Genomic DNA, 17134 nt, shown 5'->3' with positions numbered 1-17134 from the left:
GCATCTTTCCCGATCTCCGCGACGATCACCTCGCGCGACGGGGGATTCGGCCAGAGCCGTAAACACCGCCTGGTCCGAGACTTAGGGTTGCCGCTCATGAGCGTGGATCGCGTGGCACTGCGCCCGGTGGCCGAGGACGACCTGGCGGTCATGGAGCGGTTCCTGGCGGACCGCGAGACGGCGGAGCCCTTTCAGTGGTTCGGCTGGTGGGACACGGGGCGCCGGCGACGTCAGTGGGCGGAGCACGGTCTGCTGACGGACGACGCGGGGCAGCTGATGGTGGTGCGTGACGACGAGCACCTGGGGTTCGTCTCCTGGCGGAAGATCGCCTTCGGCCGGCCCTCGTACTACTGGAACATGGGCATCGGTCTGCTGCCGGAGGCACGCGGCAAGGGCGTGGAAACCGAGGCCCAGCGGCAACTCGTCAGGTATCTCTTCGCGCACACCGCCGTGCCGCGGATCGAGGCGGACACCGAGGTGGGCAACATCGCCGAGCAACGCGCGCTGGAGAAGGTCGGGTTCACGCGTGAGGGTGTGCTCCGCAGTGTCGTGTTCCGTGACGGTTCGTGGCGTGACCTGGTGCGTTATTGCAGTCTCCGCGGGGAAGTCCCCCAGGGCGACGGGCCGGCCATCCCCTTGCGCTGACGCCGGTGCCGCCCGTGACGCCGGTGACGACACGGAGGCCCCACCGGTCGCGCGCCCGGTGGGGCCTCTCCCGTCGGGGCCTTCCCGGCCTCGGTGGGCGGTGGGGTCAGCGGGCCGTGGCCGGCCGGGATCGCCGGTACAGGGCTGCTCCGCTCAGGAGCAGGGCGGCACTCGTGGCGATCACGGGCAGTGTCTGGTCCGCCCCGGTGTGGGCGAGGGAGGCCACGGGCTGCGGTGGAGCCTGGTGGTGGGATGTGCCAGGGGGCGCCTGGGCGGGCGGGGTGGGCGGCTTCGGGGCGGGCTTGACCGGGCGGTCGGGCCGGCCTCCGGAGTTGTTCGTGGACTCGTTGCCGACGGCCGCGTTGCCGATGCCGACGACGCTCACGGAGTTGCCCGTGACGTTGACGGGAAGATCGACGGGAAGCTGCACACCGTTACCGGAGAGCACACCTGGCGAATCCTTTCCGCTGCTGTGTGCGACGGCACCACCCTGCGTACCTCCGGGCGCCTCGGCACCGCCGCCGCCCCGCGTCCCTCCGGACGCCCCGGCACCGCCGCCCTCGTTGGCGCAGCTGTTGCCCGCCGCCGGGTTGAGGAGCCCGACGACGTTCACGGTGTTCCCGCACACGTTCACCGGAACGTGCACCGGGAGCTGGATGGTGTTGCCGGAGATCAGACCGGGCGAGCGCGCCGCGGTGCCGTCCGCAGCGGAGTCGGCGTGCGCCGGCATGGTCACGGCCATCGCGCCAGAGGCGGCGGCTGCGACGATCAATCCATTTCGGGTAACCCGTTTCATAGGGTCCCTGCCTTCCAGACATGGTCGCGGACGGTCGCCCGCATGCCATAAAACGCGGGAGAACCATCCGAGTTATGGCTTATCGGTCTTTCACCCCATCGAGCGTCACGCTTATCGAACTGGCGAGGGGGCTCGCGCGAGCGCCATCGGGGGGCCCTGGAGCCAGGGTGCAACCTCCGTCGGGCGCGCAGATTAAGGCACCGCGGCCCATTCCGCTCGCCCAGAGGCGTCCCCCGGAACCCGCGCTTATCGTGAGCGAGGGGGCAGCCGGGCATACCTGGAGGCATGCATGCCGTCCGTGCACCAACGCTGCGCGCTCACCGGAGCCACGACCGTGACGCTGGCCCTGCTGGCGGCCGGACTGCCCTCGGTGGCCTCGGCCGCCGACGCTCCCGACCTGTCCCGCTTCTACGGCCAGAAGATCAAGTGGTCCACGTGCAACGGCTACGAGATGCCCGAGGACATGCAGTGCGGAAAGGTGACCGTCCCGCTGGACTACGCGAACCCCGGTGACGGAACACTGGACCTGGCGTTGGCCCGCTATCGCGCGACGGGAAAGTCACGGGGTTCGGTGCTGCTGAACTTCGGCGGCCCCGGCGGTGCCGGGATACCCCAACTCGCCGTCGGCGGCGAGGACTTCATGGGCCTGACGAACGGCTACGACGTGGTCACCTTCGACCCCAGAGGCGTCGGCCAGTCCTCGCCCGTGAGCTGCGGCGAGGGCGCCGACGAGAGCGACGGCACGACGGACGACACCACCGATCCGCAGGACGCCCTCAAGGCCTTGCGGAGGGCCGCCGACGAGTGCGCCAAGCACTCGGGGCCGGTGCTGCGTCACATCGGCACGGTCAACGCCTCCCGGGACATGGACGTGATGCGCCAGGCTCTCGGCGACAAGAAGCTCAACTACCTCGGCTTCTCCTACGGAACGCGCCTGGGCGCGGTGTACGCGGCCCAATTCCCCAAGAAGACGGGCCGGTTGGTCCTCGACGGCGTGGACACGCTCACCGAACCGCTTGCCGAGCAGGGACTGGTGGGCGCGGCGGGCCAGCAGACCGCGCTGGAGGACTTCCTCACCTGGTGCACGAACGACATGACCTGTCCGTTCGGGCAGGATCCGCGCAGCGCCCGAACAGAGGTCGTCCAGCTCATCGAGTCGCTGGACGCGGACCCGGTCCCGGCCGACTTCGGCCAGGAGTTCTCCGGGCAGGACCTCGTGGGCGCCATCAGCCAGGCGCTCTACAGCCGCCAGATGTGGCCGACGCTGGAGCAGGCCCTCAACTCCCTGCTCCAGGACGGCGACACCCGCTGGCTCGTACAGCTGTCGGGCGGCGCGGCCTTCCCCGGCACCACCGTGCGAGCCCGGCCGGACGGCGATCCGGCCGTGGCACCCCAGGCCACGACGTCCCGGAAGGACGACGAACTGACCGTGACGGCCAGCCCGGACGGCGGCCTCGTCGACCCGGTGGACGTCCCCATCGACAACCTCCCGGCCGCCCTGATGGCGATCAACTGCGCGGATGACCCCGACCGTCCCTCAGCCGGCCAGGTCACCAAGGAGATCGAGAAACTCCGTGCCGAGTACGCGCAGGTGTCCCCGGTCTTCGGCGAGTACCGGCTCACCCAGGTGCTGATGTGCTACGGCCGCCCCAAGGGCACTGACTACATACGCGACGAGGTAAGAGACGTAGGCACCCCGAAGATGCTCCTCGTCGGCACCCGTGGCGACCCCGCGACTCCGTACCGCTGGACCATGGAGACCGCCGAGCGGCTCGGTTCGTCGGCCGTCGTACTGGACAACAAGGGCGACGGTCACACCGGGTACGCGTCCTCCAAGTGTGTGCACCAGAAGGTCGACGACTTCCTGCTGTACGGCTCCCTGCCCGACAACGGCAGCTCGTGCGGACCGCCCGACTCCGACGACTGAACCCGGGCCTCGCGGGAAACCGCCGCGACCCGGGCCTCGCGCGAGAACCGTGGACACCGGAACTGCAACAGCCCTGTAATACGGACAAGTCGGCTACAACCTCCTGATCGGCACGGCCGTCACACTGGGCAGGCGTCGCCTCGACCGGGCACGCCGCAGTACCCGTACACATGCCCATCGCAGCTTCACAGGGGGAACACCACCGATGCGTATCCGTCCCGTCTTCGTTCTCGCGACCGCGACCGCCGCCGCGGCGCTGCTCGTCGCCGCGCCCCAGGGCTCGGCCGCCACGGCGCAGCCGCCGGCCGCCACCAAGGTCGCCGCCTGCCCAGAGAAGGCCGTCACCGTCGCGGCACACCAGTCCGCAAAGAACGCCACCGTCGTACACATCAGCGTCACCAACCACTCCAAGCGGACCTGCACCGTCGACCGCATTCCGACCGTCACCTTCGGGGACCTCGACGGCGCGGCCCTGCCGGTGCCCGCGGGGGACAGCGGGCCCTACCGGGTCGGCGCGGGCAAGACCGCCTACGCGGCCGTACGCACGATCGTCGACCGTGCCGACCCCGAGGCCCGCCGGGTGGACTCCATCACCGTCTCCGCCGACCCCGCGCGGTTCGGCCGTACCTTCACGGCGCCGGAGCTGGGCGCCGGTGACGCGGTTCTGGTGTGGGAGCCGGTGACCACGTGGTGGAAGCCGTCGGTGGCCGCCGCTGACAAGGCTCTCGGGCTCAAGTAGGCACTCGAGCCGGTATGAGATCCGGGTCGCGGGACTGCGCGAAACGCCGGGGCGAGCGGCTCCGCCAGGCAAATGCACCAAGTGCCCGATAGGCGAATTGGCCCTATCGTGCAGGTATGGAGCACGCACTCAGTCCCGCGACCCTGACCGAACTGCGCAGGCCCCGGCCCTATCCCGCGGTCTCCGTGCTGACGCCGACCCACCGCCGCGAACCGGACAACGCCCAGGATCCGGTCCGGCTGCGCAATGTGGTAGCCGAGGCCAAGAAGCAGCTCGAGGCCGATCCGTCGGTCACCCGCGAGCGGCGCATGGACCTCGTCGAGCAGCTCGACCGGGCTCTCGCGGAGGTCGATCTGACGCACGCCGAGGACGGCCTGGCGATCTTCGCGGCCCCCGGCGAGCACCAGGTCTGGTCGCTGGCCCGCACCGTGCCTGAGCGTGTGGTGCTCTCGGACACCTTCCTGACCCGCAATCTCGTCGCCGCACAGGCCTCCGAGCGGCCGTTCTGGGTGCTGTCGGTCTCGGCCGACCGGATCACGCTGTGGAACGGCGGCGTCGACCGTGTCGTCGAGGAGAGCTCCGGGGGTTTCCCGCTCACGCGGAGCCTGGAGGACCCGGACGCCGAGCGCCAGGAACGCGTCGGCAACCTGCCCAGCTCCTTCCGTGACGAGCAGACGCGGCACTTCCTGCGGGACGCCGACACCGCTGTCAGCGCCGTCCTGCGCAAGCACCCGCGGCCGCTGTACGTCACCGGTGAGACCGCCGCTCTCTCCCTCCTCGACGAGATCGGCACCGTCACCAAGCAGGCGGCGCACATCCCGCACGGCGGCCTCGCGCACGGCACGCCCGACGCCGTGTGGCACGCGGTACGCCCGCTGATCAGCGCCGAGGAGAAGAAGGGCGTCGACGCGGTGGCCCGGGAACTCGAATCGGCGCGCGGCCGCAAGGCGTTCGCCGCCGGGGTCGACGAGGTGTGGCAGAACGCGTCCGAGGGCCGCGTGCAACTGCTCGCCGTCGAGGAGAACTTCCGCGTGACGGTACGTGACGACGACGGCGACCATCTCGTCCCGGCCGAGAGCGGGGACCTGGACGCCCGCGAGGACATCGTCGACGAGATCGTCGAACAGTGTCTGGAGACCGGCGCCGAGGTGCGCTTCGTCCCCGACGGAAGCCTCGGGGACGCGAAAGGGATCGCAGGGGTGCTGCGTTACTGATCTCCCCGGCCGACAATGATCCGTGTCGTCGGCCGGAAAGGTGCGGAGCACGTGAGTGAACTACTGGGTGTAGCGGTCCTGGGTGCGGGACACATGGGCGCCGATCACATACGGCGAATCGACCGGGTGGTGAACGGCGCCCGGGTTGCCGCGGTCGCGGACCCCGATACCGAGCGGGTCAAGGATGCCGTGGCCGGAATCGACGGCGTATCGGTGCACGCCGACGCGACGGCCACGCTCGACGCACCCGGCGTACAGGCCGTGTTGATCGCGTCCCCCGGGCCCGCGCACGAGGAAGCGCTGCTCGCGGCCTTCGCGCGCGGCCTGCCGGTGCTGTGCGAGAAGCCGATGGTTCCGGAGTCGGCCGGGGCGCTGCGGGTCGTGGAGGCCGAGGCGCGGCTCGGGCGGAGGCTGGCGCAGATCGGGTTCATGCGCCGGTACGACGCCGAGTACCAGCGTCTCAAGTCGCTGCTGGACAGTGGACGGTTGGGCCGCACACTGATGCTCCACTGCACGCACCGCAATGTCTCCTCGCCCCCTCACTTCACCACCGCGATGCTCATCAACAGCTCCGTCTCGCACGAGATCGACGCGGCGCGCTGGCTGCTCGACCAGGAGCTCACGGCCGTGACCGTGCTGCGTCCGCGCCCGACCTCGCACGCTCCGGAGGGCCTCCTCGACCCCCAGATCGTACTGTTCGAGACGGCGGAGGGTGCCCTGGTAGACGTGGAGATCTTCGTCAACTCCGGCTTCGGCTACCAGGTGCGCTGCGAGGCGGTCTGCGAGAGCGGGAGCGCGCGGATCGGGGACGAGCACACGATGGTCGTGACGACGGCCGGTGGCTCGTACGAGGAGGTGGCGCAGGACTACCTCGTACGGTTCGCCGACGCCTACGACCGCGAGGTGCAGGCGTGGGTGAACGCCACCCGCGAGGGCCGGGTCGTCGGGCCCAGCGCCTGGGACGGGTACGCGGCCTCCGCCGTCGCCGAGGCGGGAGTCCTGGCGCAGGAGAGCGGCGGCCGGGTGACCGTCGAACTCGCCCCGCGCCCGGGACTCTACGACCGGGTCAACCGCTGACGCCCACCACGCCCGTCCCGATCGGCCCGGTCAACCGCTGACACCCACCACGCCCGCCTTGATCGGCCCGGTCAACCGCTGACGCTCGCCGCCCCCGTCTCGATGTGCCCGGTGAACCGGCGCGACCAGCTCGCGTCGGAGTCGACGGTGACCGTGAAGTCGCACCAACCACCCTGGTACGAGACCGCGTTGAAGTAGTCCTCCGCCGAGCCGCCCGCGCCGACGGTGTACGTCCAGGGCCCGTCGATGCGGTACTGGTTCGAGGTGATGGTGAACTTCACGGCGGCGGACGAGTTGGTCATCCTGAAGTAGATCGCGGTTTTCCCGCTGCCGGAATCGGTGGCGTAACAGGTGCTCACCTCCGCCGACTTGCCCGCCTGCGTCGCGTCGTCCTTGAAGCGGCGCAGGAAGCGGTTGGGGCCGGTCACCGAGATGTCGTACTTCCCGGCGCCTTACACGGGTGTGCGAAGTCGAAGACGCCGGTCAGGTCGCCGGTGACCTTGCGGCGCCAGGTGCTGATGTTCAGGCAGGCGGCGGGCTTGCCGAGCGCGCCGGTCCAGGTCTCCAGGAAGCGCAGGACGGATGTGTGGTCGAAGACCTCCGAGGAGACCCAGCCGCCGCGCGTCCAGGGTGAGATGACCAGCATGGGGACGCGGAAGCCGAGGCCGTACGGGACGCCGTTGAGGAACTCTCCCGCGGTGCCTATGCCCGATTCCGTAACACAGCAGGGCTAGCACAAACGACCCTCGAACAAGAGAATGAGCAATGTGCACGCGTAGCCCCGAACGCCATCAAGTCACGTACGCAGCCTGCGACTTGACCACACCGGGCCCGAACCGGACGCAGCCGGTGGTAAGCGCTCCGCGGGGACGGTGGCATATGCCAGATGCATCACCGTATCGTGTGTTGCCAAATCCCTTACAGCGCGTCGCGGGCTGTGCGAGAGTCGTAACGGTCCTTCCGTCAGCCTTGGTCGTACCGTCCCCGCATCGGAGTACGTCATGCCCTCCCATCTCTCTGCGGACCGCTCAGCCGCCCAGCCGCCCCAGCGCGGCACGGTCGACGCGCTCATTTCGCAGACGCGGCGGCTGCGCGGCGAGGTGGACGCCGTACGACGGGAAGCACCCGCCGGCGACGAGGACCCGCAAGGACGCTGGCAGCGCGCGCTCTGCAATCTGGCGCTGCATCAACTCAACGACCTCGACGAGCACTTGGCCCAACTGCGGGACGGACCCCCGCCCACACCTGTCCAGCCCGTGCCGCCGGTCCCCGCCGTCCGAGCCGTGCCTGCCGCATCCCGGCACGGCTCACTGCTCAGCCGGGTCGGCAGCGCCGAGTGGAATCTGCTGACGGACGAGGCCAGTTGGTCGGGGGAGCTCTTCGAGATCCTGGGGCGCGACCCGGCCGCTCCCCCGCTCACGCTCGATGAACTGCCGTCGCTGGTGCACGACGAGGACCGGCCGATGCTGACGGCGATGGTCACGGCCTGCCTCATCGACGCCAAGCCCATCGACGGAGAGTTCCGCATCCAGCGCCCCGACGGCGGCGTGCGGACCGTGCACATGATGGGCGAGCCCGTGCTCGACGCCGACGGCAGCACCGTCTCGATGTGGGCCGTGCTGCGCGACGTCAGCGAACTGCGCCGCAGCCAGCGGACGGTGAGCGAGACCCGTGACTCGTTGCAGCGTCAGCGGCACATCGCGCAGACCGAGCACCGGCTCGCGGTAGAGCTGCAGGAAGCCGTGCTGCCGCCGTGGCGTGGCTCCCTGCGGTTCCCGCGGCGGGGTCCCGAGACGCTGGACCTCGCGGCCCGCTATCTGCCGTCGTCCAGCAGCGCGCTGGTCGGCGGCGACTGGTATGACGCACTCGAACTCCCGGACGGCGAAACGCTGTTGAGCATCGGCGATCTCACCGGTCACGGAGTCTCCGTGACCTCGGGCATGGCCATGCTGATCGGCGCCCTGCGCGGGATGGCCGTAGCCGGCACCCAGCCGGGTCAACTCATGTCCTGGCTCAACCAGTTACTGGACGTCTCCGTTCAACCCGCCCTCGGCAGCGCGGTCTGCTGCCGCTACCGGCCCGAGACCCGCACCCTCATCTGGGCACAGGCAGGACACCCCGCCCCGCTGCTGTTCCGCAACGGGACGGGGCGCATGCTGGCAGCACCGGACGGCGTGCTGCTCGGGGCGACCTCGGGTGCCACCTACGGACAGGCCGAGGAGACACTCGAAGACGGCGACCTGCTGCTCCTGCACACCGACGGACTGGTCCCCCGCCGATGGGGTTCCGCCGGCTCGGACGAGTCCGAGAGCGGCCAAGGAACGGAGGCCACCCCGAGGCTGCTCGCACTGGCCCCGCGCTTCAGCGAGGCCCGCACGGCACAGGAGTGTGTACGGACGGTTGTCGAGGAGTTCGGCGAGACCGAGCGCGAGGACGACGCCTGTGTGCTCGTGGCCAGGGTCGGCCCCTGACGAACGACCAGCACAACGCCGTGGCGGTCGGGCTCACGTCCTGCCCGCTGGACCCTCGGACCTACGCCCGCGCGCTGTCGCCACCCTTCGGCTTGAACGTGCCTTTGGGGAGGGCGAGTTCGATTTCCTCACGCAGCTCGTGGATCTTCGGATAGCTGGAGTACTGCCCGGTGAGCCGGTACATCTCGCGCAGCCGGTCCCAGGTTCGGTGGGAGGAGTTGGCCCCCATCGACGTCAGGGCCAGTCGCGCGTACCGGTCGGCCTGTTCGGGGTCGTCGGCGATGAAGCAGGCGGACGCCAGGGAGATGTGGTCGAAGATCTGTGACCTCTCCCTGCCCGACTCGCGCAGCTTGAGCGCCTCCTTCGCATGACGCTGCGCGGTGACGGCCGCGGCCGGCTCGTGTTCGGCGAGGGTCCGGTAGGCCAGGGCCTGCATACCGTGCATGTCGGCCTCGTCGAACATCTGCATCCAGCTCGGCGGAGGTACGTCGCCGCGGTCGGAGACGAACAGGTCCTCCGCCTCGCCGAGGGTGCGCCGCATCGCCTGGCCCTTGCCCATGGACGCCTGTGCCCAGGCCTCGATGGTGTAGAGCATCGCCCGCGTGCGGGGCAGCACCTCGTCGCCGGAACCGGACTTGGCGAGTTTCATCAGGTCGAGTGCGTCGTCTGGCCGGCCCAGGTGCACCATCTGGCGAGCCGCTCGCGAGAGCGCCTCCCCGGCGCGCGGCCGGTCGCCGCCCTCACGGGCCGCGTGGGCGGCGATGACGAAGTACTTCTGGGCCGTGGGCTCCAGGCCGATGTCGTGCGACATCCAGCCCGCGAGTACGGCGAGGTTGGCGGCGACGCCCCACAGGCGCCGCTGCAGATGGTCAGGGTGTCGGTAGGAGAGCATTCCTCCCACTTCGTTGAGCTGGCCCACCACGGCCTTGCGTTGCAACCCGCCGCCGCGGGCCGCGTCCCAGGCGCGGAAAACCTCGACCGAGCGCTCCAGTTCTTCGATCTCCTGCGACCCGATGGGGGCGGCCTCGTAGCGGTCGAACCCAGCGGGGTCGGCGTGCAGGGGATTGTCGAGATCAGGGGCGTCGGCCGCGAGGGCCGGATCGGTGTGGAGCCACTCGTGCATGGCAGTACTGAGTGCGGAGCCCGCGGCAAGCGCGGCACCCGCGCCCACCAAGCCGCGTCGGTTGAGCATGAGGTCCATTCCCGTGAATTCGGTGAGGACCGCAGCAGTCCGCTCGGGCGCCCACGGCACTCCGTCGGGATGTTCAGCATTCCCGCCGCCCTGCCGTTTCCCCACGCGCCCGTGCCGGACCAGACCGAGGTCCTCGATGGTCACGACACGGCCGAGACGCTCGGTGAACAGAGCTGCCAGCACCCGCGGCACCGGATCGCGCGGGATCTCTCCCATGTCGATCCACCGCCGCACCCGTGAGGTGTCGGTCGCCAGTTGGGGGTGGCCCATGGCCGCCGCCTGCCGGTTGACCATTCTCGCGAGTTCGCCCTTGGACCAGCCGGCCAGGCCGAACAGGTCCGACAGACGAGTGTTGGGTTGTCCGTTCACGTCAAGCCCCCAGGTTCTCGGCTGAATTGACAGTAACCGTCTGTCAGTTGCTGAGCGACTATTCGCCAGGGTTCGCCAGGGTGCGCCAGATGGTGTGCCACTGGGCATCCGGTGTCAGGTAGGAAAGCGCCACCCCGACCCGGTTGTCCCAGGACATTCCCCAGGGTGCACCAGGGCAGCCGGGGCGGGTAGCGCGGCATCTTGCAGGCACACGAAGGGATCTGTTTCGCCCATGTACACAGCATCGTCCTCCGTGTCCGCCCCGCCCCGGTCGTTGCACCCCCGCCCGGCGGGCAGCGGCCCCTACCTCGACCCCGCACGTCCCGCGGCGGGCCCCGTGCTCGGTGCCGGCCGGACGCGGCGTGTTCCGGGGCTCAGCACCCAACCGCTCAGCGGGAGACTCGACTTGTCCGGCCCTCAGGGCGCGCAGCTGCGCACGGCGATCGCGTCGGTGCACCGGATCTGCCCGGAGTTCGCTCCGGTCCAGGTACTGCGCCGCAGCGGACGCTCCGTACTCCTGGTCGGCACGACCGGGCGCAGCACGGCCGTCGCCAAGTGTCTACTCGACCACTCCCCGGTCTGGGCGGAGCGGAGCAGGCATGAAATAGCTGCCTACCGCTCGTTCGTGCGGCACCGGCCACCGGTCCGGGTGCCCCGGCTGATCGCGGCGGACCCGGACAACTGCACTCTGGTGATCGAGCGAATGCCGGGCCGGGTGGCCGCGCTGCAGCGGCATCCGGCGGAAGCGCCTCCCCGCGCGGACATCCGGGCGGCACTGGGTGCCATCTGCCGGCTGAACGCGTGGCGGCCGCCGGCGGGGACGTTCAACGCCCCGATCGACTACGCGGAGCGGATCTCCCGTTTCCATGAGCTGGGTCTGCTCACGGACCGGGACATGGGCGATCTGCAGAAACTGGTGCACGGCATCGCGCACTCGGCGGGCCGCCAGGGCATGGGCCAGTTCTGCCACGGCGACGCCCTCCTGTCGAACATCCTGCTCTCACCGGCCGGTCCAGTGCTGGTGGACTGGGAGCACGCGGGCTGGTATCTGCCGGGGTACGACCTCGCGACCCTGTGGGCGGTCCTCGGTGACGCTCCGGTGGCGCGGCGGCAGATCAGCCAGCTCGCGCAGTCCGCTGGACCGGCGGCGCGCGACGCGTTCCTGGTGAACCTGATGCTCGTACTGACCCGGGAGATCCGTACCTACGAGACGGCCGTGCAGCGTTCGATGCACGACGCGACCCCGGCGGCACCGGGACCGGCCCATCCGGGTGCTGCGCCGTCCGGCGAGGAACAGCGGCTGCTGCTGAGGCGGCTGCACGACGACTGTCAGATGGCCCGGCGGGCCGTTCGAGCGGCGGTCGGCACTCGCTGACGGGGATGGTGGTCCGCGGTAGCGCCTTGGACAGGGGCGCACCGCGGACCTTCGTCATGCCGGGGATCTTCGGGTTACGCATCCCCCAACCGGGTTATTGGTCCAGCCAACTGACACTCCGCAGGCGGCCCTGTCGCCGCCACGAAATCTGCTTCACCCCTCCCTGACATGGGAAATCGCCTGCACCTGGGCATGATTGACGGATCGTCGAAGAGCCGATAGCACTGACGCACGTTCGGCCCTGCACGCCCCACCGCGCTCGACCGTCCCAGGAGGCTGCTTTGCGAGGACCCGCCACCGACCCCAGGACCATCGCCGGGCACAGACGCGCGCGCAGGACCGCGGGCGCCGTCGCCTCGGCAGCGCTGCTGCTGCCGCTGCTCGGCGCGGCCCCCTCCGGCAACACGACGCAGGCCGCCTCGGCACAGCTCCAGAGCGCCTTCGCCGATGCGGCCGCCGAGTACCACGTGCCGCAGAGCGTGCTGCTCGCCGTCTCCTATCTGCAGTCCCGCTGGGACGCGCACGGCGGAGCGCCGAGCGTCAGCGGCGGCTACGGCCCCATGCACCTCACCGACGCGCGTACGGCGATCGCCGAGGCGCCGCACCACAGCGAAGGCACGGAGGACGCCCGCGGCGACAGCTCACGCCCCGCGCTGCACCCCGACACAGCGGTGCCGACGAACTCCGAACTCCCCGCCCGCCTCAAGACCTTGCCGAAGGCGGCCGAGCTCACCGGCCTCCCCGCGGAGCAACTGCGTACGGACACCGCGGCGAACGTGGCCGGCGGCGCCGCACTCCTCGCCGCCGCACAGCGCGACCTCGGCGAGCCGCTGAGCGGGGACGCCGCCGACTGGTACGGAGCGGTGGCACGCTTCTCGGGCGCGGACGACACCTCGACGGCGGCGACGTACGCCGATGACGTCTACGACGTGATCCGCGGCGGCGAACAGCGCACCACGGACGCCGGTCAGCAGGTCCGGCTGACCGCTCAGCCGGAGCTGAGCCCGGACACCGCACAGCTCGGGCGAGCCGGACTGCGTACGGTCTCCGCAGCCGGCACGGAGTGCCCGACGACCGTGTCCTGCGAGTGGATCCCGGCACCGTACGAGGAGTTCGGCGACGGCGACTACGGAAACCACGACCTCGGCAGCCGGCCCGCCTCGCAGAGCATCAAGTACATCGTCATCCATGACACGGAGGGCACCTGGAACGGTGTCCTGCAGATGGTCCAGGACCCGACCTATGTGTCGTGGAACTACACCCTTCGCTCGACCGATGGTCACATCGCCCAGCATGTGAAGGCCAAGGACGTGGCCTGGCACGCGGGCAACTGGTACGTCAACGCCAAGTCGATCGGCCTGGAGCACGAGGGTTTCCTCGCCTCGCCGGACGCCTGGTACACGGAGGAGATGTACCGGGCCTCGGCGCGGCTGGTGGCCTACCTCGCCAAGAAGTACGCCATTCCGCTGGACCGGCAGCACATCATCGGCCACGACAACGTTCCGGGCACGACGACGTCGACCATCCCCGGCATGCACACCGACCCGGGTCCGTACTGGGACTGGCAGCACTACTTCACCCTGCTCGGCCACCCGTTCCGCGCCACGGCGAAGGCCGGCGGCGGGCTGGTGACCGTGCTGCCGGACTTCACCTCGAACCGGCCCGCCTACACCGGCTGCGTCACCTCGGGCGAGCCCTGCGCCGTGCACGGTTCCAGCGAGGTGCGGCTCTACAGCGCGGCGGACGAGAAGTCGCCCCTGATCAAGGACATCGGTCTGCGGCCGGGCGGCGGTGCCTCGACGATCGACGTGAACGACATCGGCTCACGGGTCTCCACCGGGCAGCGGTACGCGGTGGCCGACCGCGACGGCGACTGGACGGCGATCTGGTATCTCGGTCAGAAGGCCTGGTTCAAGAACCCGCCGAAGCAGCCCACGGCGGTGAGCGCGTCAGGGCTCGTGATCACGCCCAGGACAGGCCTCTCGGAGATCCCCGTCTACGGCCGCGCCTACCCGGAGAAGGCGGCGTACCCGGCGGGCGTACCCGTCCAGTCGGTCTCACCCCTGCCGTACAAGCTGCTCGCGGGCCAGGAGTACGCGGTCGGTGACAAGGTGCCGGGCGAGTACTACTACGCGCCGACGTTCGACACGACATCGCACAAGGTCGTGATCGGCAAGGACATGTACTACGAGATCCAGTTCGGGCATCGGGTGGCGTTCGTGCGCGCCGCGGATGTACGGCTGGCTTCCTCGGCCTCGTGATGACGGGGGCCGGGTCCGCTGGACACCCGGACCCGGCCCCCGCCGCACGATCAGCGGAGCTGCACTACGCCTTCCAGACGTAGCGCCGACCGGCGACCGCCTTGAACACCACCTCGCCCCCCTCAAGCAGTTCGCTGCGGACGGTGAGTTCGCGGGTCCGGGACGCGGTCAGCGTGATGCGCGTGGCCTTTCCCTCCGCCCACTCGATGTCGAGCGTGGCACCGCCACGGGCGCGCAGACCGCGCACCGAGCCGTCCGGCCAGGCGGCGGGCAGCGCGGGGAGCACCTCGATCACATCGTGCTGGCTCTGCAGCAGCATCTCGACGACCCCGGAGGTCGCGCCGAAGTTGCCGTCGATCTGGAACGGCGGATGCGTGTCCCAAAGGTTCGGCAGCGTCGAGGACTTGAGCTGCTCGCCGAGCATTTTGTGGGCGTGGTCGCCGTCGCGCAGCCGCGCCCAGAAGTTGATCTTCCAGGCCTTGGACCAACCGGTCCCGCCGTCGCCTCGCGCGGTGAGCGAGACCTTCGCCGCGTCCGCCCAAGCACTGCCCGGCTCGATCTGCCTCCCCGGGTGCAGCGCGTAGAGGTGCGAGACATGCCGGTGGTCGTCGGCCGGGTCGTCCAGATCCGTCTTCCACTCCTGGAGCTGCCCCCATGAGCCGATCCGCAGACCCGGATCCAACTGGCCGAGCGTTTCAGCCAGTTGCTCGCGGAACTCCGGGCTGTCGCCCAGAATTCGCGCCGCCTCCAGCGTGTTGGTGAACAGGTCGTGCACGATCTGCTGCGACATCGCCGCGCCCGCCGTGAAGTCCCCGTGCTCGGGCGAGTAGCTCGGCGTGACGACGAGGGTTCCGTCGCGTGGGTCGGTGCGCAGGTTGTCGAGCCAGAACTCGGCGGCTTCCTTCATCGCGGGGTAGGCGGTGGAGCGCAGGTAGTCCGTGGATCCGCCGAACCGGTAGTGCTCGTAGAGCTGCCCGGTCAGCCAGGCCGCCGCTTCCGGGAACCAGAAGGAGGTCGCCCAGTTGTGCACGCCCGTGAAGCCGTAGGGATTCGTCTCGTTGTGCACGACCCAGCCGCGCGAGCCGAACATCTCCTCGGCGGTACGCCGCCCGGGGGCGCGCAGTGCCTCGACGAAACGGTCGTACGGCACAGTCGTCTCCGCGAGGTTGGCGGCCTCGGCCAGCCAGTAGTTCATCTGCAGGTTGATGTTGACGTGGTAGTCCGCCGACCAGGGTGGCGCGGTGCTCTGGTTCCACACGCCCTGGAGGTTGGCGGGAAGTGAGCCGGGGCGCGAGGAGGCGATGAGGAGGTAGCGGCCGTACTGGAAGAAGAGACCTTCCAGGGCGCGGTCCGTGGGAGTCGTCCCGCCCGTGTAGCCCGCGAGCAGTTGGTCCGTGGGAACGTCGGGGACCTCTGCTCGGATGTCGAGCGTGACCCGGTCGAACAGGGCGCGGTGGTCGCGCACATGGCGGGCTCGGAGTGTCGAATAGCCTTTACCGAAAGCGCTGTTGACGGTCTTGGTCACGCTCGCTTGCGGGTCGGCTCCGCGGTAGTCGGGGTAGGTGTCGGCGTAGTCGGTGCCCGCGGCCAGCACGAACCAGACGCTGTTCGCCCCGGTGACGGTCAGCGTGCCGTCGGGGTTGGCGACGAGGCTGCCGCCCTCCTGACGTACCCGGAGCTGCGCCTCGAACTTCATCCCGTTGTCGGCGAGTTCACCGCGTACGGTGATCCGGTCCCCGCTCGCGGTCGCGGTGAAGTCGGCCCGCGGCGAGGTGTAGCGCAGGGTGACGCCGACGCCGCCGGTGAGGCGACCCGCGATGACGTTGTCGGCATGGGAGACGAAGAACTCCCGGTGGTGACGTGCCTGTTGGTCGTCCGTGTAGGTGACGGTGGCGACCGCCTCGCGCAGATCGAGGGTGCGACGGTAGGAGTCGGGAGTCTGAGCCGGAGCGCCGGGCAGCTCGAGGTGGAGGTCGCCGAAGGTCTGGTAGGCGCCGAATCCGGCCTTCGGCTGGCCGAGCTCGGCGGCGACGGCGACGGGGTCGAGCTTGGCCTCGGTGTCGATCTGCTCCTGTACGGCGGTGATCGCGCCGGGGCGGGGTGTGCGCCAGTTGCCGAAGTCGTAGCCCTGCCGCGAGCCGGGGCCGCCGGTCCACAGGGTCTTCTCGTTGAACTGGAGCCGCTCGGTGGCGAGGGTGCCGAACACCATGGCACCGAGCGCGCCGCTGCCGAGGGGCAGGGCCTCGCGCTCCCAGTCCGCGGCGGGGGCCGCGTACCAGAGGGCTAAGCCGACAGGGACCTGGGAGACATCGGAGGAATCAGCGGCGTCTGCGGACTGAGCGAGGACTCCCCCGCCCAGTGCCAGACCCCCGGCGCCGCCGAGTGCGGATTTCAGCGTGGTTCTTCGGGATATCTCATGCGACATGCCATCGGACGGTAAGGGTCCGATGTCTGACCGACAAGGGTCATGACAAGCCGTACAGATCCACGAACGCCAGCAGCCCGGAAGAGGCCGCTTTGCGAGGATTCAGCCCTGCTGGAACAGCTCCGCCGGCAGCGGCTTGAGCAGTGCGTACAGATCGTCGGTGATGGGGCGGTCCCAGGCGGCGATGGTGACCAGCACCTTGTCGCTGCGGTCGAACTGCACGCAGGAGATGCGCGTCTCGGAGAGCTTGAGGCGGCGCACGATCAGAAGGTTGTCACCCTGCATCACCGGCATGTCCTCGGTGCCGACGACGGTGACCTCCTCGTCGTTCTCCAGCGCGAGCAGGAGCTGGGCCACCTCGAAGGGGACCTCTCCCTCGGGCACGTCACGGGCCGGCGAACCCTCCGGCAGATTGCCGATGATCATCGCGGGGCCACGGCCGCCGAACAGGTCGTAGCGCAGGAAGACGCCCTGGCAGCTGCCGTCGGGAGCGGGCAGCAGGCCCGCGCCGAGATTGCCCGGCCAGTCGCCCGGGTCCATGGCCAGAACATCGAAGTCGGGCCCGGCGGGAGTGGCGCTGCGGCGGCGGAGGAAGGACATGCCGCAATGGTACGTGCACGGGCGTGAACCGGGGCCCGGGGGC

General features: G+C 69.9%; 12 protein-coding genes and 1 pseudogene. 8 read left to right on the top strand and 5 right to left on the bottom strand.

The genetic code is table 11. The features are described from left to right. The first annotated feature begins 96 nt into the window (after nt 1–96). A complete protein-coding gene (locus ACFVKT_RS09170; protein ID WP_385729186.1) occupies nt 97–645 on the top strand; it encodes a GNAT family N-acetyltransferase in 549 nt (182 codons plus the stop codon). A 106-nt stretch (nt 646–751) separates the two neighbouring features. Here the strand turns inward: ACFVKT_RS09170 and ACFVKT_RS09165 are convergent, their stop codons facing one another. Further along, a complete protein-coding gene (locus tag ACFVKT_RS09165; RefSeq protein ID WP_385729184.1) occupies nt 752–1441 on the bottom strand; it encodes a chaplin in 690 nt (229 codons plus the stop codon). A gap of 289 nt (nt 1442–1730) precedes the next feature. Here ACFVKT_RS09165 and ACFVKT_RS09160 point away from each other — a divergent pair, with 289 nt between their 5' ends. The 4 genes from ACFVKT_RS09160 to ACFVKT_RS09145 all read left to right on the top strand — a co-directional run bounded on the left by ACFVKT_RS09160 (nt 1731) and on the right by ACFVKT_RS09145 (nt 6398). Next, nucleotides 1731–3368, top strand: coding sequence for an alpha/beta hydrolase (locus ACFVKT_RS09160; protein WP_385729182.1), 1638 nt, complete (start codon nt 1731–1733; stop codon nt 3366–3368). 205 nt (nt 3369–3573) lie between these two features. Next, the gene (locus ACFVKT_RS09155) at nt 3574–4107 is read left to right on the top strand and encodes a DUF4232 domain-containing protein (protein WP_385729180.1); all 534 of its coding nucleotides are present in this window, start codon (nt 3574–3576) and stop codon (nt 4105–4107) included. Nucleotides 4108–4223: 116 nt separating this feature from the next. Next, the gene (locus tag ACFVKT_RS09150; protein WP_385729178.1) at nt 4224–5321 is read left to right on the top strand and encodes a chemotaxis protein; all 1098 of its coding nucleotides are present in this window, start codon (nt 4224–4226) and stop codon (nt 5319–5321) included. A gap of 51 nt (nt 5322–5372) precedes the next feature. Next, nucleotides 5373–6398, top strand: coding sequence for a Gfo/Idh/MocA family protein (locus ACFVKT_RS09145; RefSeq protein ID WP_385729176.1), 1026 nt, complete (start codon nt 5373–5375; stop codon nt 6396–6398). 71 nt (nt 6399–6469) lie between these two features. Here the strand turns inward: ACFVKT_RS09145 and ACFVKT_RS09140 are convergent. After that, nucleotides 6470–7101 (bottom strand): annotated as a pseudogene (locus ACFVKT_RS09140) (phospholipase domain-containing protein); the annotation flags it as partial. Between the two features lie 298 nt (nt 7102–7399). Here ACFVKT_RS09140 and ACFVKT_RS09135 point away from each other — a divergent pair. Beyond that, nucleotides 7400–8869 (top strand): PP2C family protein-serine/threonine phosphatase, encoded by a 1470-nt coding sequence (locus tag ACFVKT_RS09135; protein WP_385729175.1) that lies wholly within the window; start codon nt 7400–7402, stop codon nt 8867–8869. Nucleotides 8870–8930: 61 nt separating this feature from the next. Here the strand turns inward: ACFVKT_RS09135 and ACFVKT_RS09130 are convergent, their stop codons facing one another. Further along, nucleotides 8931–10430: a hypothetical protein gene (locus ACFVKT_RS09130; RefSeq protein WP_385729174.1), complete on the bottom strand. Its 1500-nt coding sequence runs from the start codon at nt 10428–10430 to the stop codon at nt 8931–8933. 232 nt (nt 10431–10662) lie between these two features. Between ACFVKT_RS09130 and ACFVKT_RS09125 the strand changes: the two genes are divergently transcribed. Both ACFVKT_RS09125 and ACFVKT_RS09120 read left to right on the top strand, forming a co-directional pair. After that, entirely contained in the window at nt 10663–11805 is a 1143-nt protein-coding gene (locus ACFVKT_RS09125; protein ID WP_385729173.1) for an aminoglycoside phosphotransferase family protein, read from the top strand. A gap of 281 nt (nt 11806–12086) precedes the next feature. Next, the gene (locus ACFVKT_RS09120) at nt 12087–14066 is read left to right on the top strand and encodes an N-acetylmuramoyl-L-alanine amidase (protein ID WP_385729172.1); all 1980 of its coding nucleotides are present in this window, start codon (nt 12087–12089) and stop codon (nt 14064–14066) included. 64 nt (nt 14067–14130) lie between these two features. Here ACFVKT_RS09120 and ACFVKT_RS09115 read toward each other — a convergent pair whose 3' ends face one another. Next, a complete protein-coding gene (locus tag ACFVKT_RS09115; protein WP_385729171.1) occupies nt 14131–16491 on the bottom strand; it encodes a glycoside hydrolase N-terminal domain-containing protein in 2361 nt (786 codons plus the stop codon). A 102-nt stretch (nt 16492–16593) separates the two neighbouring features. Beyond that, on the bottom strand, nt 16594–17091 hold the full coding sequence (locus tag ACFVKT_RS09110) for a hypothetical protein (RefSeq protein WP_385729169.1): 498 nt from the start codon (nt 17089–17091) through the stop codon (nt 16594–16596). Nucleotides 17092–17134 lie beyond the last annotated feature (43 nt).

The sequence above is a fragment of the Streptomyces sp. NPDC127595 genome, from assembly GCF_042671685.1.
In the GTDB taxonomy this organism is placed as follows: Bacteria; Actinomycetota; Actinomycetes; order Streptomycetales; family Streptomycetaceae; genus Streptomyces.
Note: the sequence above shows the minus strand (reverse complement) of the source record. Positions and strands in the feature narration are given on the sequence as shown.

What these genes read in the sequence shown, in the direction of transcription:
- ACFVKT_RS09160 (WP_385729182.1), top strand. Translation starts at nt 1,731, where the DNA reads ATGCCGTCCGTGCACCAACGCTGCGCGCTCACCGGAGCCACGACCGTG.
- ACFVKT_RS09170 (WP_385729186.1), top strand. Translation starts at nt 97, where the DNA reads ATGAGCGTGGATCGCGTGGCACTGCGCCCGGTGGCCGAGGACGACCTG.
- ACFVKT_RS09115 (WP_385729171.1), bottom strand. Translation starts at nt 16,491, where the DNA reads ATGTCGCATGAGATATCCCGAAGAACCACGCTGAAATCCGCACTCGGC.
- ACFVKT_RS09150 (WP_385729178.1), top strand. Translation starts at nt 4,224, where the DNA reads ATGGAGCACGCACTCAGTCCCGCGACCCTGACCGAACTGCGCAGGCCC.
- ACFVKT_RS09135 (WP_385729175.1), top strand. Translation starts at nt 7,400, where the DNA reads ATGCCCTCCCATCTCTCTGCGGACCGCTCAGCCGCCCAGCCGCCCCAG.
- ACFVKT_RS09155 (WP_385729180.1), top strand. Translation starts at nt 3,574, where the DNA reads ATGCGTATCCGTCCCGTCTTCGTTCTCGCGACCGCGACCGCCGCCGCG.
- ACFVKT_RS09165 (WP_385729184.1), bottom strand. Translation starts at nt 1,441, where the DNA reads ATGAAACGGGTTACCCGAAATGGATTGATCGTCGCAGCCGCCGCCTCT.
- ACFVKT_RS09125 (WP_385729173.1), top strand. Translation starts at nt 10,663, where the DNA reads ATGTACACAGCATCGTCCTCCGTGTCCGCCCCGCCCCGGTCGTTGCAC.
- ACFVKT_RS09110 (WP_385729169.1), bottom strand. Translation starts at nt 17,091, where the DNA reads ATGTCCTTCCTCCGCCGCCGCAGCGCCACTCCCGCCGGGCCCGACTTC.